Genomic DNA, 18,322 nt, shown 5'->3' with positions numbered 1-18,322 from the left:
GGGTAGGTTGGGTGAGCATGGCTGGATGGTAGGGGAGCGGTTCAGAGCACAGCGATGATTCCTCAAGCATTTTCTTAAAGAATCTCAATAATTGTGCTGTAATTATAAGTTTGTCATAGGTCTGTGTCATGGGCCTGTGAACTTCTAGCGTAGGCAAGCTTCGGCTTAAGCCGCTGCTAATCAGGAAAGCGGTAATAGAGTGCGATTGAGAGTTTCGATAAAAGCCATTGGGGATGCCAGTGATTTGTTCAAGAATGTGAAATACTAAATTAAAATATTGTTCGCCCAGCCCAGTAGTTTTTTGATTGAGAGCATTCAAAGCGTTTGTATCCGACCGTTTAAAAATCATTTAGCGAATTGTCGCCTATCGCCTCTGGAAGCTAAAGCTCGAATCCAGAGCTGGTTTAAATGAGCAGTCAACCCGGATGAATCAGCCCAGCATCTCGTTCGTCAACTTACTGGATCGATTGACCTACTGGATGTCCAGAAGCGATAAGATGCTGCAATTAAACCCTCAACTCCTGCGACCAAGGATGCCTCAGTCGAAGAACACAACCGCCGTGATGGTGATTGGCGGAGCAGAAGACAAAATTCACGGACGACAAATCCTGCAAACGTTTTTTCAACGCTCTGGCGGCACGAATGCCAAGATTGCGATTATTCCGTGTGCGTCGCGAGAGCCAGCGGCGATCGGCAGTCGCTATCACGAAATTTTTGAGGAAATGGGCGCCAAGGCGATCGAGGTGATTGACATTCGCGATCGAGACAACGCAGCCAATCCAAGCTGGCAGGCATACGTTGAGGACTGTACGGGTGTTTTCATGACGGGCGGCGACCAGCTTCGCCTTTGTGAACTGCTGTCAGACACGCTAATTATGGAGCGGGTGCGAATGCGGGCACAGCTCGGCGAAATTACCCTTGCCGGAACCAGTGCAGGCGCGGCAGTCATGGGGCAGCAGATGATCGCAGGTGGCGGCAGTGGTGAATCGCCCAATCACTCCCTGGTTGATATGACGATCGGGCTGGGCATTATTCCAGAAGTTCTGGTCGATCAGCACTTTCATAACCGCAATCGCATGGGACGGCTCCTGAGTGCCGTTGCTGCCCACACTGACAAGCTTGGTATTGGCATCGATGAAGACACCTGCGCCATGTTTGAACAGGATGGCGTTTTTCAGGTAATTGGTAAGGGAGCCGTTACAGTGGTTGATCCGGGCCAGGTATCCCACACAAACTATGCCCATGTGACTGATACAGAGCCAATTAGTATTCATAATCTGCGGCTCCACATTCTCACGCACGGTGATCGATTTGATATCTACAAGCGGCAGGTTGTCTCCTCAGGTCGCTAGAGGACTTGTAAACGCGATCGGGCAGGTTGCAGAGCTTTTTACCCTTGTTCTTCTACATCCAAAGACAATCTTTGGGAACTAATAAAGATTGGAATGCAACCCCCGAAGGAGTGAATTTAAAGCGTATTCAAGGTAGCTTGAAAAATATCTTGTGATAAAGACAACATTAAATCGTTACACTGCTGATTAAAACTGAATCTTGTTAATCCATTAAATAGACCAGCTAGATAGACCAGCTAGATCAATCAAAATGTTCAGCGTGGACATTTTACCGCTCCTTAAGGCACAAGACTAGATCTGCATCACCCGCCCCAAATTTTATTGACATCAGCCAGTTATGAAGATCCTCAAAACCCAGACGCTTCGCGGTCCTAACTACTGGAGTATTCGTTATAAAAAGCTCATTGTTGTCCGTCTTGATCTTGAGGAGCTGGCAGAAACTCCATCGAATCAAATTCCTGGATTTTATGAAGGCTTGGTTGCCGCTTTACCCAGTCTGGTCGAGCATTTTTGTTCTCCAGGCTGTCGCGGTGGCTTTTTAAGCCGGGTGCAGGAAGGCACAATGATGGGGCATATCATTGAGCACATCGCCCTGGAATTGCAGACGCTTGCATGCATGCCTGTTGGCTTTGGACGCACCCGCGAAACAGCAACACCAGGGGTGTACCAGGTCGTGTTTGAATATGTCGATGAGCAGGCGGGTCGCTATGCAGCAAGGGCAGCCCTACGGCTCTGTCAAAGCATTATCAGCAGCGGGCATTATCCGCAAGAAGAGCTGGAACAGGATATCGCCGACCTGCGTGATTTTGCGACTCAGGCTTCTCTCGGTCCCAGTACGGAAAATATTGTGCGAGAAGCCGAGGCAAGAGGTATTCCTTGGCTGTCGCTTAATACGAGAGCCATGATTCAGTTTGGTTACGGGGCGCACCAAAAGCGAATTCAGGCAACCCTCAGCAGCCAGACTGGAATTTTGGGCGTTGAGCTAGCGTCCGATAAGGAAGGCACAAAGCAGATTTTGCGCGATGCGGGGGTGCCTGTCCCTCGCGGTACGGTAATTTACTATCTGGATGAGCTGGAGCAGGCGATCGAGGATGTGGGCGGCTTCCCGATCGTGATCAAGCCTCTAGACGGCAACCACGGGCGCGGTATTACGATCAACATCACGGACTGGCAGTTGGCGGAAGAAGCCTATGACGCTGCTAAAGCGGTTGCCAAAGGCGTGATTGTGGAGCGGTACTATGTCGGGCGTGACCATCGAGTCCTGGTGGTGAATGGCAGAGTTGTCGCAGTTGCGGAGCGGGTTCCGGCACACGTAGTAGGAGACGGTCAATCGACGATCGCCGAACTGATCGAAGCAACCAATCGCGATCCCCGGCGCGGCGTGGGGCACGACAACATCCTGACCCGCATCGAACTTGATCGCACCTCCTGGGAACTGCTAGAGCGACAGGGCTATGATCTGGATACAGTCTTGCCTGGAAACGAAATCTGCTATTTGCGAGCAACGGCAAACTTGAGTACAGGCGGCATTGCGATCGATCGGACCGATGAAATCCACCCCGAAAACGTCTGGATTGCTCAGCGCGTTGCCAAAATTATCGGGCTGGATATTGCCGGAATCGATGTGGTTACGTCGGATATCTCCCGTCCGCTGCGCGAAATGGATGGCGTGATTGTCGAAGTGAATGCAGCTCCCGGTTTTCGGATGCACTTCTGCCCCAGTGAGGGAATTCCGCGCAATGTGGCTGAGCCTGTGCTGGATATGCTGTTTCCGCCGGGAACCCCTTCTCGGATTCCGATTCTGGCAGTCACAGGTACAAACGGCAAAACAACCACGACTCGATTACTGGCCCATATCGTGCGGCAAACCGGGCAGATGGTGGGTTATACGACAACCGACGGCATTTACATCGGCGATTATCTGGTTGAGCAGGGCGACACCACGGGACCGCAAAGTGCCCAGGTGATTTTGCAAGATCCCACGGTTGAGGTGGCAGTACTGGAAACGGCGCGGGGCGGGATGCTGCGATCGGGTCTGGGCTTTAGCGAGTGTGATATTGCAGTCGTGCTGAATGTAGCAGCCGATCACCTGGGCATTGGTGATATCGAAACCGTAGGCGACCTGGCACATCTCAAGAGCGTGCTGCCAGAAACTGCCCGTCCCAATGGATACGCGATTCTAAACGCAGATGATCCGCGGGTGGCGGAAATGGCGGCGCGGGTAAAGGCACAGGTTGCCTATTTCTCGATGAATCCTGATAACGAGCTGATTCAAACGCACACGCAGCAGGGTGGCTTGGCGGCAGTTTATGAAAACGGCTATCTGTCGATTTTGAAGGGTGACTGGACGCTGCGAATCGAGCAGGCGGTGAATGTGCCGCTAACAATGGGCGGACGTGCGCCGTTCATGATTGCCAATGCACTCGCGGCAAGTTTAGCGGCATTTGCTCACGGCATTCGGATCGAGCACCTGCGGGCAGCTCTGCTCAGCTTCAAGGCATCGGCAAGCCAAACCCCCGGACGAATGAACCTCTTTAATCTGGGCAAGTTTCACGCAATGGTGGACTATGCCCACAATCCCCACAGCTACGAGGCGTTGGGTGGCTTTGTTCGCAACTGGTCAGGCGAAAAAGTTGGAGTCGTGGGTGCACCAGGCGATCGTCGCAATGAAGACTTCGTTCTGCTAGGCAAACTTTCTGCCGGAATGTTCGATCGCATTATTGTTAAAGAAGATGAGGATCGCCGGGGACGATCGGAGGGTGAAGTGGCAGCCCTGATCGTGCAGGGAATTCAGTCCGCAGGGCGGTCAGTTCCCTACAACATCATTCTGAAAGAATCAGAGGCACTAGAAACTGCCTTGAGTCAGGCGACCGACGGTGCGCTGGTGGTGATTCTGCCGGAAAGTGTCAGTCGTGCTATCAACCTGATTCAAAGTCGTCATCCCCAGGCAGAAATGACGGTTCCGAAGCAATCTGCTCCAGCAGTGCCCAGTTCGATCGTCACTACGCCAATTTCGGCAACCTATGTTCAGTCTGCAGTCAACAAGCAATAGCACGTCTAGACACTCTTTTGAGAAGGGAGATTTAGGGAAATCTCAATCGCCTTGCAACTTACCTCAGACTTTCTAAATCTTTTCCCTTTCTTTGCTTCGCAGGAAACTAAGTGTAGAAAATAAAGCGACCGCAACGGGTAGGAATCATCCCATCCGTTTTTTGGTGTCTTGAATTGTTTTAATCGGGTTCGTTTTCTCAGGAAAGGCGAACTTATTCCGCATCGAGATCCTGAATTTCAGTCTCCTCCGACGGCTTTTTCACTTCTTCCTTAAAGCCACGCAGCGTTTTCCCTAAGGCACTGCCCAATTCAGGAATTTTCTTAGGTCCAAAAATTAAAACGGCGGCGATCGCAATAATGCCCACTTCGGGCCAACCTAAACCGAACATGAAGTTACCTCGTTACGAGTCCTTTCCATCACTATAGGGCTTGATGCCCCTTGTTAGATTGGGTCAGATTGGCAGAAAATCGGCATTTGCTCAGGCTATCGGCTAGAGGGCAGCAAGGGCGGCTTCTACGGCAGGAAATCGATCGCTCAGTTCGGGTGCGGTCATGTTCTGGAGCCACTCTAGGAATTTGGGATGACCACTTAATACTTTCGCAATATCAATTCGCATCCCGTTTCGCGGCAGTTCAACCGGGTCGATACTGGTCATTGCCGTGATCAGGGTGATTCCCAGACTGTATAAGTCAGAGGCTTGCACTGCCCTTCTGCCCATTTGCTCAGGCGGCGTGTAGCCATCGGTTCCTACCATACTCGCCGTTGTTTCATCGTAGGGACTAAGTGATTTAATCAAGCCAAAATCGACCAGAGAAACGCGATCGATCATTGTCTGCGGCGGGCTAGCCAGCAGAATATTACCGGGGTTGATACCGCGATGAATAATGGGCGGCTGATGCTGATGCAGATCGCACAAAATCTCCAAAACTGCTTTTCCAAGCTGCTGCGCTTCGGCTTCGGTCAGGCGGATGCCCTGCTGAAGATATTGAAAAAGCGAGGTTCCTTCGACGTAGCTCCGCACCAGCACAAAGGCTTTTCCTTCTTCAAGTAACTCAATTTCGAAGGAACCGAAATAGTGCGAGGTTGCCGGATGGTTCAGAGTCTTCAGTACCTCAATTTCATGCTGAAACAGAGTCAGATCGCTGCTCAGCACCTCTGCATCCCGAACAATCAGCTTCAGAATTACAGGAGTTTGGGTCTGCAAATCCTGCGCGAGCAGTGTCCGTCGCCCCGATTTTTCGCCTAGCTGCTGTTCGACTTCGTATCGGTCGCCTAGAATCTGATCCGCCATAGCATTCCCTGATACTGGCTGTAAGTGTAATTTCTCTGAATATACTCTTAATTTAGAGCCTGCCTAATTGCCTGGTTTAATTGACTGGTTTGCTGTAGGGCGATCGAATCCTGCTTTGGGGCTGGAAGAATCTTCTGTGAGAAAATGCGCTCTGTTGTAAATTCATATCAATTCAGGGGGATAAATCGCTTCTGCGATATGCTGAGAAATTGGCGTTTGAAAGCCGCCCGAAGGGGTTCACTTTTGAATTCATGTATTAATACAACCTGCAATTTTCTATGTCTTCCTCCGCCGTTTCAATCCGTGAGCAGCAGCATTCGCTCATTCGTCATCTTGCCGATGCGATCGATTCAACCTGGCAGCAATTCCTGGATTTGTCGCCCTATCATTTGCCCGAAGATTTAGGCTATGTGGAGGGACGACTAGAAGGTGAAAAGCTGACGATCGAGAATCGCTGCTATCAAACGCCGCAGTTCCGGAAGCTGCACATGGAACTAGCAAAAATCGGTAACTCGCTCGATATTTTGCACTGCGTTATGTTTCCGCGCCCGGAATATGCCCTACCGATGTTTGGCTGCGACTTGGTGAGCGGACGGGGACAAATCAGTATGGCGATTGCCGATCTGTCGCCAGTGGGAACCAATCGATCGCTGCCGGAAAACTATCAAACCAATCTCGCTGCTCTACCGACGCTTGAGTTTTCCCAGTCTCGCGGTTTGCCGGAGTGGGGCACGATTTTTTCTGAGTTCTGTTTGCTGATTCGTCCGGTCAATGAAGCCGAAGAAGCGCAGTTTCTTGCACGGGTGACAGACTTCCTCAAAATTCACTGTCAGCAGGCAACCGCAACGCAGCCCACCCCCGATCGCCGCGACGAAATTATGGCAGGACAACGCCATTACTGCACCCAGCAGCAGCAAAACGATAAAACCCGCCGCGTCCTGGAAAAAGCCTTTGGAGAAGCCTGGGCAGAGCGATACATGACCACGGTGCTGTTTGATATGCCGACCGTTTGACCCAAGAGAATGCTCTGAGACAATTCAATGATTCACGTTGTCGGAATTGGTCTGGATGGCACATCTGGGCTGGCGGAATCGGTACGCCAAGTGGTCGATCGCGCCACACTGCTGGTTGGCAGTGCTCGTCATCTCGATTATTTTGCGGATCATCCTGCCGATCGCCTCGTGCTAGGTAATTTTCGTACGGCAATTCAAGCGATTCGCGATCGATTAAATCAGGATTTAAACCCGCAGGAGGAATCCGGCACGGTTGTTTTAACTTCTGGTGATCCGCTCTTTTTTGGCTTGGGTCGGCTGCTGCTAGCAGAATTGCCGCCCGATCGCCTCATGTTTCATCCCCATCTCAGTTCGGTTCAGCTTGCCTTTAGCCGGGTGAAACTGCCTTGGCAGGGGGCTGCGCTAATTAGTGCCCACGGTCGCTCGCTAGAGGAGCTGACGCGGGTACTGCAACAGGGAACTGAAACGATCGCCGTACTCACCGATTCCACGAATACGCCTGCTGCGATTGCGCGGCATGTACAGGGGCTTGATTTACCGCTCGCCTACCAAGTCTGGGTATGTGAAAATCTGGGCGGGACGGATGAACAGGTCAATTGCTTTTCGCCTGAAGAACTGCACGATCGATCGTTTGCCTCTTTAAATGTAGTGATTCTGCATCGATCGTCTGAGGCTGACTCGCCGGATCTGGCAACCCTGCCTGCTTTCGGCCTGCCGGATCATCTGTTTCTCAGCTTTTCCGATCGTCCGGGATTGATGACTAAGCGCGAAGTCAGAATCCTCATCCTGGGAGAATTGAGTCTGCCTCCGTCTAAGCGTTCCGTCATTTGGGATATTGGTGCAGGCACAGGCTCCGTTGCGATCGAAATGGCGCGGCTTTATCCCGATAGTCAGGTTTATGCGATCGAGCAAACTGCCGCCGGAATTAACCTGATCGAGCAAAACGCAGCCCGATTTGGCGTTAAAGTCATTCCCGTTCATGCCAAAGCCCCCGATCGGCTGGAAGAACTACCCGCGCCCGATCGCGTGTTCATTGGTGGTAGCAGCGGTCAGCTTGCAGAAATTTTGCATCAGTGCAGTCAACGGCTTGCTCCAAATGGAACGATCGTGCTGGCAATGGCGACGCTGGAAAATCTGACCCGATCGCTGTTCTGGCTTCAGGAGCAAACAGGCTGGAATCATCGACTGCTGCAAATCAATCTGGCGCGATCGACTCCCATCGCAGACCTGACCCGATTCACACCGCTTAATCCTGTCACGCTGCTGACGCTAGAACGCCAAGCCTAAAATTCCGCCTGTCGCCAGCAGGAATAGCAGCCCCATCGCACCTGCCAGCGGTTTATTGCCAATGCCCGTCGCCCATTCACCGACCCGGCCTTGATAGTGAATCGCTCCCAGCGTGTCCAGGCTTGCCATGACCCAAATCCAGCCCGCATGGAGTCCCCAGGCAAGCCCCAGATTGCCCCGATCGACCGATCGCGCCAGCACTAGCACCAGTCCCATCAAAAAGAGTCCAGGGAGCTGGGGCAGGTTCTCTTTGCCTTCCCAGACAAGATGCAGCACGGCGAAAATTAAGCTGGCAATCGTTGCTGCGACCCAAGGCACAAAATCACTTTGCAGCGTCGTCAGCAGAAATCCGCGAAAAATGAGTTCCTCGGTCAGGCTAATCCAGGTTCCAATCAGCAAGGTGGTGAGCAGGGTTGGGAGAACTGGAACGGGAGATTGAGCCGTAATCGTTTCCGTTGATTCTGTTGCTAATGAAGACTCAGTGGGAGGCAGTTGCCGTTTTACCCAGCCCAATCGCCACTCCAGCAGAAACAGGCTGAGCAAGCCTAGACTACCAAACGCTAATCCTCCGCCAAACGATCGCAGCAAATCGCTCTGCCAGGGCAAGCCATAATCTTTAAATCCTTTTCCTTCAAGCGCAACAATTCCCCACAAAACAAGTGGAGCTAACGCATAAAGCGAGGCAAGCAGCGGCAGTTTTTGAGCTGGAGAAATGGGCTGAGGAAATCGCCATTTCACAGCTTTGGCGATCGGGAGGGCGATCGGCAGCCAGCAAACTAGCCAAAGCACAAAAAACACCAATACTCGCAAAACTGCGATCGCATTGAGCCAAAAGGATTGAGCTAAGAGCAAGCAGCTATTAAGGGATAGAATCAAGGACGTTTCAGACAAAGATTTGAAATCGGGGACGAACCACAAAAAGAGTTTCTCCTAAGCCGATGCGAAGCAGTTCCCGCCGGGGGTAATCGATCGTCTTACTGAGTTACTCCTCTTTATTCCTCATCCTCAGAATCTTCGTCTGCACTGCTTACCTGAATCAGATGAATGTGCTTATAGCCTAGCTTGATTTCAAACTCGTCCCCAGGCTTCAATCCCATCTTTTCCGTATAGGTCGAGCCAATCACGATCTGACCATTTTTATGCACACTCACACGATAAGTTGGCTCTCGACCGCGTCCATCTTTTGTGCCTTCTGCATCGAGCGTGGTTCCTTTCGCTTCCAGCAAAGCCTCAAAAAAATCAGCCAGATTGACCCGCGTTTGGCTATTTCTGCCGACCGTGTAGTAGCCGCATCGTTTTGCCTTTTCCCGACGGGGCAAGTGTGAAAGTTCTTTTACTTTTTGAAGTAGGGCTTTTCCGGTTAGGGGGGTCGGTGAAATATCGTTCATTGCTCTTCCCAAACTTCCTTGCAATTTCCAGGGCAGAAACCTGCTACCAAATCTGCTATCTGCGAAGGTAATTTACCTTCATCTATAACGAATATAACGCTAAAATTCCCCCGTCGGATCATCAATCTCTCAGGAAAAACTGGTTCGCATTGTCGCTTCAAATTCCAGGATTGACTGAAGCTTTATTTGCTCTAAACCTGAATTGAAGAGATCGTTAAAAATATTTGCTTTGGCAACTCAGGTGCAATGAATCGCTCTGTTAATCAATAGCGAAAGCAAAGGACTTCGACCCTATCAGGATTATTCTGTTTGCCGTCTGATTGTTCCGGTCATCCCGATCGACAATCGGTCTTCACAATACGTTTTTTAGAGTTTATTGCTCACGATCGCCCTCAGCGGCAACAAATCCCACTCAAAGACTCAACAGAGGTTGCAGTACAAGCCTCAGTTAAAAAACTTTGTTATTCTCAACCAAAGCCTACTTTTTTCTTGCCGAATTTGTGGCAGTAGGAATCGCAGCAAACGAATCACCTGGAATCCTGCAGCAATACCCAACAACTGAAAAAAACGGCTTAGACTGGGAGAGTGGATGGCGAATTCGATCGATATTTATATGCAAGTTATTTTTAAAGTAGTTCGGCAAACCTCTGATAGTCTCCCGCAGATCCAAACCTATGAGCTGGATGTCGAGCCGGGAAACACAATTTTGGACTGCTTAAATCGAATCAAATGGGAGCAGGATGGCACACTGGCATTCCGCAAAAATTGCCGCAATACCATTTGTGGAAGCTGCTCAATGCGGATTAACGGACGTTCTGCGCTTGCCTGCAAAGAGAACGTGGGCAGCGAGGCGGCGCGACTTCAGGCAATTGCCGCCAGTCATGCTGAACATCCTGAAGGTAATGGCTTATCGCATAGCTCAACTTCAGAGATTCCGGTCTTCACGATCGCCCCGATGGGCAATATGCCCGTAGTCAAAGATCTGGTGGTGGATATGAAGAGTTTCTGGGATAACCTGCAAGCAGTCGATCCCTACGTCAGCACCGAGGCGCGGGCAGTTCCAGAGCGAGAATTTTTGCAAACGCCAGAAGAGCGCGATCGGCTCAATCAGGTGGGCAACTGCATTCTGTGCGGAGCCTGCTATTCCGAATGCAATGCGCGTGAGGTCAATCCTGAATTTGTTGGACCCCATGCCCTGGCGAAGGCATACCGGACCTTAGCAGATTCTAGAGACAGCCGCACCGAGGAGCGAATCGAGCAATACAGCGAAGGCACAAAGGGCGCATGGGGCTGCACACGCTGCTATTACTGCAACTCGGTTTGTCCAATGGAAGTCGCTCCGATGGATCAAATCGGCAAAATTAAACAGGAAATCCTCGATCGCCAGGATGATCAAGCGGGTCGCCCGGTGCGCCATCGCAAAGTGCTGGTGGAGCTGGTGAAAGAAGGCGGCTGGATTGACGAGCGCAAATTTGGCATACGAGTCGTGGGCAATTCCCTCCGTGACTGGCGAGGCATTCTGAGTCTGGGACCGCTGGGACTACGAATGCTGGCACGCGGCAAGTTTCCTCTTGGCTTTGAGCCATCTGAAGGCGTAACCGAAATCCGATCGCTGATCGAAGCAGTTCAGGCGATCGAAGAATCTGAACCGGTCTAACGCCCTGTTGCATCCTGCCAAACTGCGGGAACGATAAGCGAAGTTCAGCCGGAAATTCTTCGTTTATGGGCAGATGCACGATTGGAATGCTATCGTCTTACCAAAATATCAAACAAAGCGATTGGCTCTGGCATCAAACCCCAGAGCCATTTGGCGTTTGGCGCAACATCCAAATCCTGAAGAATGCGCCCCGTCCTGACTTTCTGCTGCTGTATCAGTTCGACTTTTACCGCAAAGCGGCGAAACCGCAACGTTTTCCCTGGCAGCGATCGACTAGCTGCATCGAAACCGTCAGTCTGACCGATGCCGATCGCCGTTCCCTGCCTCCGTCTCGTCTAATTTCCCTGATCCGCGAACCGCCCCTGACAGAAACACTGTCCCAACTTCAGCTTAATTATGAGGCGGCGAAGTCTACCTGCGGCTATGTCTCGGCTCCCGACGAGGCGGCTCCTACACCAGACTATATGCCTGCGATCTGGTATCACACGAACTCTTTCCGTGAACTCGATCAGATGCCCCCTCCCGCCAAGCCACGCACCTGTAGCTGGATCACTTCCGGCATCAATCGCACCGAAAATCACCGCAAACGGCTGGCATTCCTACACGACCTGCAAACGATCGCCCCCGGTCAGGTTGACATCTACGGTCGCAATCTGCCGCCGGAAGCTCAGGCAATGGGCGAATTATCCAATAAATGGCACGCGATGGCTCCCTACTATTACAACCTGGCGATCGAAAACTATGCTGAGAACGGCTGGTATGCCAGCGAAAAACTGTGGGACGCTCTGCTCGCTTGGTGTCTGCCCATTTACTACGGAGGCACTGCCGCCGATCGCCTATTGCCGCCCGGAAGTTTTCTGCGGTTGCCGAGCCTCGATGAAAAGGGAATTGCCTATATTCAGGAGGTGATTCGATCGCCAGAAGCCTGGTATGCCGCAAAATCAGCCATTGCCGAAGCGCGGCAGGTGATTCTACACAAGCTCAACCTTCTCAATTGGCTATCTGATTTCGTCGATTCCTATCCCCTGAATGACTCATGAACGCCACTATAAACGGCACGATAAGCGGCATTTGTACTCTGGCAAACGATCGCGTCTACGAACAGCTCATTGCCCTACTTAACAGCATTGAAGCCATGATGGGCGCAGAAATGCCCGTTTGTGTGTTTCCTTACGATGATCAGGTCGAGCAGATCGCGGCAGAAATCGATCGGCGTCCGAACGTACAGCTCTTTCAAGACCAGGCAATCATTGCCAAATGGGACAGCTATGTGCGCGAGATCTGGGACGCTCACCCTACCGCTCGCCACTGCTGGAACAATCCTGATCCGAACTACTATCACCGCATTGGAACCCATCGGCGATTCTGTGCCTTTGATGGACCCTTCGATCGCTTTGTCTACATGGATGCAGATACACTGCTGCTCAGTCCGCTAGACGACATCCTTGCTCAGCTCGATCGATCGGATTGGGTCGTCTATGACTTCCAGTACACTGATCCCAGCCATGTGTATGATCTGGCGGCGCCTCAACTTGCCCTGCTGTTTGACCCAGATCGCTTGCAGGAAATTTTCTGCTCCGGCTTCTATGCATCCAAACGAAACGTCTTCAGCCCGGAAATGCTGCATTGGCTGCTGAGCGAACTGCAATCGGGCGATGCCTCGGTGCTATACCCCATGGCTCCTGATCAGACGATTCTCAATTACATGGTGATGAAGGCAAAGCTTGCAGTCAATAATCTAGCGTTGACGCTGCCGATCGCTCAGCGAACAGGCTGTTGTGTCACTTCACCCCATTTCATCGAAGAAACTGCGGGGGGAGACCCGCTTTTGTACGACCGCGCCAATCGCCTGACTTACCTGCACTACATCGGTCTGTCTTCGGTTTTATTCAACCGTGTCTGTCGCGGCGAAAATATCAAGTTTCCCTACCGTGATCTTTTTCTGCACTATCGCTATCTGCACCAGCCGGAACAGCGTCCGATTCTGACTGGTAAGCCTCGCTTGTACAATCAACCTCCGGGCTTAATGCAGCGGGTTTTCCGAAAACTGCAACTGACGCGCTAAACCATTCGCCAAGCCATTCACTGAGGACTTCTACTATGAATCGCGGCATTTATATCGTCGCCAACGATCGCGTGCTCGATCAGTCGATCGCACTGCTGAATAGTCTAAGACTGCATGATCCAGACACGCCGATCGTTCTGATTCCCTACGACGAAAACTACCATCAGGTAGTGGCGGCTTTGGCACGGCATCAGGTGCAGCTTTTCCCCGATCTCAATCTGCTGGAACGCTGCTCCCAGCGGCTGCATCAAATTTTTGGCGATCGATTTTTTGACAAGCCTAATAAGCTGCGAAAGCAGGCCTGCTGGCTCGGACCCTTCGACGAATTTCTCTATATCGATACCGATATTGTGGTGTTTGAGAAAATCATCGACGTGCTGCACAATTTTGATCGCTATGACTTCCTCTGCGCCGACTACCAGCATCGCTCAGGAATTCAAAACATCTTTTCACCAATCGTCCAGCAACAGAGAATCTTTAGCCCAACCGAGCTGCAAGACGTGTTTAATAGCGGATTCTGGGCAGCAAAAAAATATTTACTGCCTGAAACAGACCTTTACGCGCTCTGTGCTGAGTGTGCTGCTCATCCAGAATACTTTGATTTCTCCGGCAAGGTCTCCGACCAGCCAATTCTCAACTACCTGGTGCTAAAGCAAATTTCACGTCGCCTGAACCTTGCTCACCAAGATGAACCCATACCCGGTAACTGGGCAGGCAGCCCCCATTTTATTTCTAAGAACTATCAGCTTTTTGATCCACAGACGGGGCGATCGCTGCAGTTTCTTCACTGGGCAGGGATTAAGATTCAGCCAGGATGCCCCTACTGGGAAATCTGGAAGCACTACCGTTATCTCAATGAAGCGATCGATGAAGCTGCCCTGCATGAAAAATACTCAGCTCACCCTACCAGTCAAACCAGCCCGGTTCAGCGAATGCTGCGGAAACTGGGACAATTGATTAACAAATAGAGTGGTTAACAAATAGAGCTATCCTGCGCTTTACGCCCTAAATTCCGCGATTCATCATCGTTAAAATGCCTTGCTGTCCCAGGAACAGCTCTCGCAGCAAGCTAAAGATGCCAACCCAGAGAATAGGCGTAATATCAACGCCTCCCATCGGCGGAATCAGCTTGCGAAGCGGGATCAGCAGTGGCTCTGTAATCAGGGTGATGATATTGAAGGGAAACTTAGTCAGGTCAACCTGCGGATACCAAGTCAACACAATGCGGAAAATAAACAGCAGGATCAGCAGACCCAGCAACGGTGAAAGAACCCAGGTAGCGATCGTGGTAGCAGTCATAGACAGTTCTCAGCACGAAATGAGCGGCAATTTTTTTAAGCTTCGTAACTTTCTACTCATATTTTAATCGTCCCCAAGCATGAATTTTAAGCTGTCAGCTTTGCTTTTGGTTGAATTCTGCCAACGCTTTCCTGCAATTAGCGATCGTGCCACTCTTCTCAAATGGGAAACAGACCGATAAGATATTTAATTCAGTAGCCTTATTCTTAACGGATAAACCCCTATGACACCCTCTCTCGCAAACTTCCTTTACAGCCTCTTGGCTGGCGTAGTCATTGTTGTCATTCCGATCGTGGTTGGACTTGTTTTTATTAGCCAAAGAGATAAGATTCAGCGTCAGTAGTGTTGTGGTCTAACGTTCTAGTCTAGGTTCTCGTCTAAGTGCTGTAGTCTAAAGTACTGTGGGTCTAACGCGCTGTACTTTTACTCCCTACTTCTGCGGTATCTGTACTTCTGCGGTAGGGAAGCCCTCCTATCTGCGCTAGGATAAATCTGGTTTGAAACTTCGCCCGTTTCATTCCCATTCTCAACGCTTGAGACCCTCAATTCTCGTTTAGATTAGCCTCGGAGGTGGCATTGACGGCAGCGTTCGTCTGTCCATGATGCGATTCCGGGGCTTTTAAGCATCAAGTCATTTAGATTACGGCTAGATTACGGCATTTTTATTTCAGCATTCTGTTTCAGCATCGTGTGTATGCGAATCGGGTTGAACAATAAAGCAATGCCTTTTGCCGGATTGCAGTTGCGGATTCTACATTTACAGTCGCTAAGATAGGGACATAACATCGGAGAACTGAAATGGTAAACGTCGGATTCGGCTTGCCTAGCGTCCTTGGCATCGCGCTGATTCTTGCAGGAGCCGGACTATACTTTCTGCGGACGATGCGACCTGCCTTAGCCCGCGACCAGGATATTTTCTTTGCAGCCATTGCCCTGCTTTGCGGCGGCATTCTCTTCTTTCAGGGCTGGCGGCTTGATCCGATTTTGCAGTTTGCCCAGTTTCTCTCGACCGGGGCAGCCGGTTGGTTTGCGATCGAGGCAGTTCGTTTGCGCGGCATTGCCACAGAGCAGGCAAAGCGATCGACTCCGGTTGTGGATGAAGAGCGTCCAGTAAGCCGAGTTTATCGGGCTGAACTGGATGATCTCACGCCGATCGACGAACGCAGCCGAGTCAGTCCTTCGCGTCGGATTCGGGGCAGCCGGGATTCCAGAAACGAATATGACGACTATGCAGACGATCGCCGCCGGAGTCGCACCTCCGATTACCCTACAGGGGGAACAGCTTCGCAGCGCTATGTCGCAGACGATCGCTCTCGTCGTCGGGCTGCCCGACCATTGCCTCCCGATCGATCGCAGACAAACCGAGATTGGGATGATGATTTTGACAGCTCCTCAACGCGCAGACGGGATACAGATAGCCGGAACGTAGAGCCGCCCAGCTACGACAGCGACTATGGCTCAAGCGGCAGCTATAGCTCCAGCACCTATAATTCCAGCACCAACAATACGGATGAGTCGCCCCGTTCTCGTCGCCCCCGATCGAATTCGAGTGCTTCGCCACGTCGTCGCAGTTCTGAATCGATTCGATCGACCTCAGATGTCTCTTCGGATTACGTAGATTATCAACCTGTTGATTATCCTGATGAGCCTTAAGCCTTTACCTTTCTAAAAACCGAATTATTCCCAAATCATTTATCAGTGGGGGTGGAAATCTGAAGGAATTCAGTTTCTATCCCCTTTTCTGTCCAGGGCATACTGCCAATTTTTTGTGAGCTGATCTATTCTGAATAATCAGGATAGCTGGCTGGGTACTTTGAGACAGCGGGCATTGCCATTGACAAACGGGGAGGGGCATCAGCAGTTATAAAGCGAAATCATCAGTGATTCGCCGATCGCTGCAAATCAAAACCAGCCTGAGTTTTATCTGAGCCTTTCTTAAATTCCATCTGATCCATCTGACAATCTCCCAGCCAATCTCACATGACGCTTTAGCAATCTGTTAAGCGTTTCTCTAGCAGGGTAGACACCAGTTTGACCGGATTTAAAGGCTAAGACGGTGAATGGCATAAAGACGGCGGCAATTCATTTCCTTTAGACTCGATCGTAATCTATTCGTCTCCTCACTCTCATCAATCGCGTGGTGACAGCATGAATCGTAAATTTCTCCGCTCCGTAACTTCTGGTTTTGCAGTGCTAGGAACCGCACTTAGCTTTAATCTGCTGAATGCAGTCAGCTCAGTAGAACTGCTAAATCTGGCTCGTTTTGGGCAAACGAATGCCTCCTCTGCGCTGGCGCAAACCCAGGATCAGGAGGAAACCGTCAATGTTCGGGTGTATCAGCAGGCAAGCCCAGCGGTAGTCTCGATCAAGGCAGGGGAAGGGACAGGCAGCGGCATTGTAATTTCTCAGGATGGCTTAGTTTTAACGAATGCTCACGTCGTCAGCGGATCTGAAAAGGTCACAGTGACGCTGGCAGACGGGCGAGAATTTGAAGCCGAGGTTATCGCCTTTGGTGAAAATGGGCTAGATCTAGCAGCTGTGAAGATTGACGGACAGAATGATCTGCCAACAGTGCGGATCGCGCCTGCAGGATCGGTAGCAGTGGGTCAACGCGCCTTTGCGATCGGCAACCCCTTTGGACAGTTTCAGGGAACCTTCACTACAGGAATTGTTAGCCGGGTTGACAGCAATCGAGGCTTGATTCAAACTGATACGGCAATTAACCCCGGTAACTCTGGTGGACCATTGCTTAACGGTCAGGCAGAGCTGATCGGAGTCAACAGCGCAATTTTCTCTCCGGGCAGCAACGGCACGAATAATACGGGAATTGGCTTTGCTATCTCGGTCGATCGCGTCCAGCCTTTTCTAACTGCGGTGAGAGAGGGGAGTGCCCCGCGTGTCGCACAACAGTCGCCGCTGTTGGGAGGAGGCTATACTGCTGAACGAATTGCGATGAATAGGCCTGTGAGTGGGCGGCTCGATCGCGACAGCAATGTTTTGCCGACTGATCGCAGCTTCTTCGATGCCTACACTTTTGAGGGACGGCAGGGCGATCGCATCACGATCGAGATGAGCAGCAGCCAGGTTGATCCGTTTATCATTCTGCTCGCTCCAGATGGTCAAAACGTGGCTCAGGACGATGATAGCGGCGGTGGCTCGAATGCACGTGTCACTGCGGCTCTGCCTGTAGATGGCATCTACACGGTGCTGGCAAACACCTATGCGGCGGGCGAAACGGGCGACTACAGCATTCGATTGGCGGCGGGAGGATCAACCCCTCAGCAGCAGGGACAAACCTTGCAGCGTCAGAGCGGACAGGCACTTCTGCGCGAACAGGGAACACTGGGTCCAGGTTCGCCTGTGCTTCCTTCGGACGGCAGTTTCTATCAGGAATACAGCATTGAGGGGCGGCAGGGGCAGTCCATCACGGTTTCGATGGAAAGTTCCGACTTTGACACCTATGTCATCGTGGTTGATGCGAGCGAACGCGTCATTGCCCAAAATGACGATGCCACGCCGGAGAATACCAATTCGACCGTAACGGTAACGCTGCCGGAAAACGGAACCTATCGGATTATTGCCAACTCCTACGATCGCTCGGGACGCGGTTCTTTCACCCTGGAAGTCCGTTAGTTTTTCGCTTCGGGTGCTTCTGGGCGGGCGGCTTCTACTGGAGCAGAAGTGACATTGTCAATGGCAAGATTGAGCTGATAGTCAGTCGCAGTCTTTCCTCTGGCAACGATCACAATCTCGTAATAGCCAGACTGGGGTAGATTGCCCGTCCAGGTTACATCGGTTGAGTCTTCCAAAAGAACGGGCAATTCGCGGGTTGGCTTCGGCAAATAGATCGAGAGCAAGGTGCTTTGGGACGCAGCCTGGATATTCAGGCGCATGATCTGTCCCTCAGACAAGTTTGCC

Annotated in this window: 18 protein-coding genes; 11 read left to right on the top strand and 7 right to left on the bottom strand. The window is 51.3% G+C overall.

Annotated elements, in window-relative coordinates:
* A partial coding sequence (locus H6F80_RS29480) for a hypothetical protein (protein ID WP_206755114.1) occupies window positions 1-319 on the bottom strand: 319 nt, incomplete at its 3' end.
* 214 nt (window positions 320-533) lie between these two features.
* Here H6F80_RS29480 and H6F80_RS25620 point away from each other — a divergent pair.
* Both H6F80_RS25620 and cphA read left to right on the top strand, forming a co-directional pair.
* Window positions 534-1,352, top strand: coding sequence for a cyanophycinase (locus H6F80_RS25620; RefSeq protein ID WP_199296830.1), 819 nt, complete (start codon window positions 534-536; stop codon window positions 1,350-1,352).
* Window positions 1,353-1,689: 337 nt separating this feature from the next.
* Window positions 1,690-4,404, top strand: coding sequence for a cyanophycin synthetase (gene cphA / locus H6F80_RS25615; protein WP_190794339.1), 2,715 nt, complete (start codon window positions 1,690-1,692; stop codon window positions 4,402-4,404).
* Between the two features lie 211 nt (window positions 4,405-4,615).
* Here the strand turns inward: cphA and tatA are convergent, their stop codons facing one another.
* Window positions 4,616-4,792: a twin-arginine translocase TatA/TatE family subunit gene (gene tatA, locus H6F80_RS25610; protein WP_190794338.1), complete on the bottom strand. Its 177-nt coding sequence runs from the start codon at window positions 4,790-4,792 to the stop codon at window positions 4,616-4,618.
* A gap of 102 nt (window positions 4,793-4,894) precedes the next feature.
* Window positions 4,895-5,695: a serine/threonine protein kinase gene (locus tag H6F80_RS25605; RefSeq protein WP_190794337.1), complete on the bottom strand. Its 801-nt coding sequence runs from the start codon at window positions 5,693-5,695 to the stop codon at window positions 4,895-4,897.
* Between the two features lie 278 nt (window positions 5,696-5,973).
* On the opposite strand from H6F80_RS25605, the gene H6F80_RS25600 reads away from it, so the two are divergent.
* Both H6F80_RS25600 and cbiE read left to right on the top strand, forming a co-directional pair.
* Window positions 5,974-6,708, top strand: coding sequence for a phycocyanobilin:ferredoxin oxidoreductase (locus H6F80_RS25600; RefSeq protein WP_190794336.1), 735 nt, complete (start codon window positions 5,974-5,976; stop codon window positions 6,706-6,708).
* Window positions 6,709-6,735: 27 nt separating this feature from the next.
* A complete protein-coding gene (cbiE, locus tag H6F80_RS25595) occupies window positions 6,736-7,995 on the top strand; it encodes a precorrin-6y C5,15-methyltransferase (decarboxylating) subunit CbiE (protein WP_190794335.1) in 1,260 nt (419 codons plus the stop codon).
* Here cbiE and H6F80_RS25590 read toward each other — a convergent pair.
* Window positions 7,978-8,847 (bottom strand): CPBP family intramembrane glutamic endopeptidase, encoded by an 870-nt coding sequence (locus H6F80_RS25590; RefSeq protein ID WP_242067574.1) that lies wholly within the window; start codon window positions 8,845-8,847, stop codon window positions 7,978-7,980. The genes cbiE and H6F80_RS25590 overlap by 18 nt on opposite strands.
* A 140-nt stretch (window positions 8,848-8,987) precedes the next feature.
* Complete coding sequence (locus tag H6F80_RS25585) at window positions 8,988-9,383, bottom strand: AbrB/MazE/SpoVT family DNA-binding domain-containing protein (protein ID WP_190794333.1); 396 nt, start codon at window positions 9,381-9,383, stop codon at window positions 8,988-8,990.
* 589 nt (window positions 9,384-9,972) lie between these two features.
* Between H6F80_RS25585 and H6F80_RS25580 the strand changes: the two genes are divergently transcribed.
* The 4 genes from H6F80_RS25580 to H6F80_RS25565 all read left to right on the top strand — a co-directional run bounded on the left by H6F80_RS25580 (window position 9,973) and on the right by H6F80_RS25565 (window position 14,073).
* A complete protein-coding gene (locus H6F80_RS25580) occupies window positions 9,973-11,040 on the top strand; it encodes a succinate dehydrogenase/fumarate reductase iron-sulfur subunit (RefSeq protein ID WP_518523652.1) in 1,068 nt (355 codons plus the stop codon).
* 65 nt (window positions 11,041-11,105) lie between these two features.
* The gene (locus tag H6F80_RS25575; RefSeq protein WP_190794332.1) at window positions 11,106-12,080 is read left to right on the top strand and encodes a glycosyltransferase family 10 domain-containing protein; all 975 of its coding nucleotides are present in this window, start codon (window positions 11,106-11,108) and stop codon (window positions 12,078-12,080) included.
* Window positions 12,077-13,105, top strand: coding sequence for an Npun_R2821/Npun_R2822 family protein (locus H6F80_RS25570; RefSeq protein ID WP_199296828.1), 1,029 nt, complete (start codon window positions 12,077-12,079; stop codon window positions 13,103-13,105). Before H6F80_RS25575 ends, H6F80_RS25570 begins: the two co-directional genes overlap by 4 nt.
* A gap of 35 nt (window positions 13,106-13,140) precedes the next feature.
* Complete coding sequence (locus H6F80_RS25565) at window positions 13,141-14,073, top strand: Npun_R2821/Npun_R2822 family protein (protein ID WP_190794331.1); 933 nt, start codon at window positions 13,141-13,143, stop codon at window positions 14,071-14,073.
* Window positions 14,074-14,110: 37 nt separating this feature from the next.
* On the opposite strand, the gene H6F80_RS25560 is transcribed toward H6F80_RS25565, so the two are convergent.
* Window positions 14,111-14,404, bottom strand: coding sequence for a YggT family protein (locus H6F80_RS25560; protein ID WP_190794330.1), 294 nt, complete (start codon window positions 14,402-14,404; stop codon window positions 14,111-14,113).
* 223 nt (window positions 14,405-14,627) lie between these two features.
* Here H6F80_RS25560 and psbX point away from each other — a divergent pair, with 223 nt between their 5' ends.
* The 3 genes from psbX to H6F80_RS25545 all read left to right on the top strand — a co-directional run bounded on the left by psbX (window position 14,628) and on the right by H6F80_RS25545 (window position 18,037).
* Complete coding sequence (psbX, locus tag H6F80_RS25555; protein WP_190794329.1) at window positions 14,628-14,747, top strand: photosystem II reaction center X protein; 120 nt, start codon at window positions 14,628-14,630, stop codon at window positions 14,745-14,747.
* 455 nt (window positions 14,748-15,202) lie between these two features.
* Window positions 15,203-16,057 carry a Ycf66 family protein gene (locus tag H6F80_RS25550; protein WP_190794328.1) on the top strand — a complete coding sequence of 285 codons (855 nt, stop codon included), beginning with the start codon at window positions 15,203-15,205 and terminating at the stop codon, window positions 16,055-16,057.
* A gap of 495 nt (window positions 16,058-16,552) precedes the next feature.
* A complete protein-coding gene (locus tag H6F80_RS25545; RefSeq protein ID WP_190794327.1) occupies window positions 16,553-18,037 on the top strand; it encodes a trypsin-like peptidase domain-containing protein in 1,485 nt (494 codons plus the stop codon).
* Here the strand turns inward: H6F80_RS25545 and H6F80_RS25540 are convergent.
* A partial coding sequence (locus H6F80_RS25540) for a hypothetical protein (protein ID WP_242067573.1) occupies window positions 18,034-18,322 on the bottom strand: 289 nt, incomplete at its 5' end. The two genes, H6F80_RS25545 and H6F80_RS25540, sit on opposite strands and share 4 nt — an antisense overlap.

The sequence above is a fragment of the Leptolyngbya sp. FACHB-711 genome (assembly GCF_014695615.1).
In the GTDB taxonomy this organism is placed as follows: Bacteria; Cyanobacteriota; Cyanobacteriia; order Elainellales; family Elainellaceae; genus Leptolyngbya_A.
Note: the sequence above shows the minus strand (reverse complement) of the source record. Positions and strands in the feature narration are given on the sequence as shown.

Excerpts from the sequence above, each read along its gene's own strand:
- H6F80_RS25550 (WP_190794328.1), top strand. The coding sequence starts at position 15,203 with ATGGTAAACGTCGGATTCGGCTTGCCTAGCGTCCTTGGCATCGCGCTG.
- H6F80_RS25545 (WP_190794327.1), top strand. The coding sequence starts at position 16,553 with ATGAATCGTAAATTTCTCCGCTCCGTAACTTCTGGTTTTGCAGTGCTA.
- cbiE (WP_190794335.1), top strand. The coding sequence starts at position 6,736 with ATGATTCACGTTGTCGGAATTGGTCTGGATGGCACATCTGGGCTGGCG.
- H6F80_RS25560 (WP_190794330.1), bottom strand. The coding sequence starts at position 14,404 with ATGACTGCTACCACGATCGCTACCTGGGTTCTTTCACCGTTGCTGGGT.
- psbX (WP_190794329.1), top strand. The coding sequence starts at position 14,628 with ATGACACCCTCTCTCGCAAACTTCCTTTACAGCCTCTTGGCTGGCGTA.
- H6F80_RS25585 (WP_190794333.1), bottom strand. The coding sequence starts at position 9,383 with ATGAACGATATTTCACCGACCCCCCTAACCGGAAAAGCCCTACTTCAA.
- H6F80_RS25575 (WP_190794332.1), top strand. The coding sequence starts at position 11,106 with ATGGGCAGATGCACGATTGGAATGCTATCGTCTTACCAAAATATCAAA.
- H6F80_RS25620 (WP_199296830.1), top strand. The coding sequence starts at position 534 with ATGCCTCAGTCGAAGAACACAACCGCCGTGATGGTGATTGGCGGAGCA.
- tatA (WP_190794338.1), bottom strand. The coding sequence starts at position 4,792 with ATGTTCGGTTTAGGTTGGCCCGAAGTGGGCATTATTGCGATCGCCGCC.
- H6F80_RS25605 (WP_190794337.1), bottom strand. The coding sequence starts at position 5,695 with ATGGCGGATCAGATTCTAGGCGACCGATACGAAGTCGAACAGCAGCTA.
- H6F80_RS25600 (WP_190794336.1), top strand. The coding sequence starts at position 5,974 with ATGTCTTCCTCCGCCGTTTCAATCCGTGAGCAGCAGCATTCGCTCATT.
- H6F80_RS25570 (WP_199296828.1), top strand. The coding sequence starts at position 12,077 with ATGAACGCCACTATAAACGGCACGATAAGCGGCATTTGTACTCTGGCA.
- cphA (WP_190794339.1), top strand. The coding sequence starts at position 1,690 with ATGAAGATCCTCAAAACCCAGACGCTTCGCGGTCCTAACTACTGGAGT.
- H6F80_RS25565 (WP_190794331.1), top strand. The coding sequence starts at position 13,141 with ATGAATCGCGGCATTTATATCGTCGCCAACGATCGCGTGCTCGATCAG.
- H6F80_RS25580 (WP_518523652.1), top strand. The coding sequence starts at position 9,973 with ATGGCGAATTCGATCGATATTTATATGCAAGTTATTTTTAAAGTAGTT.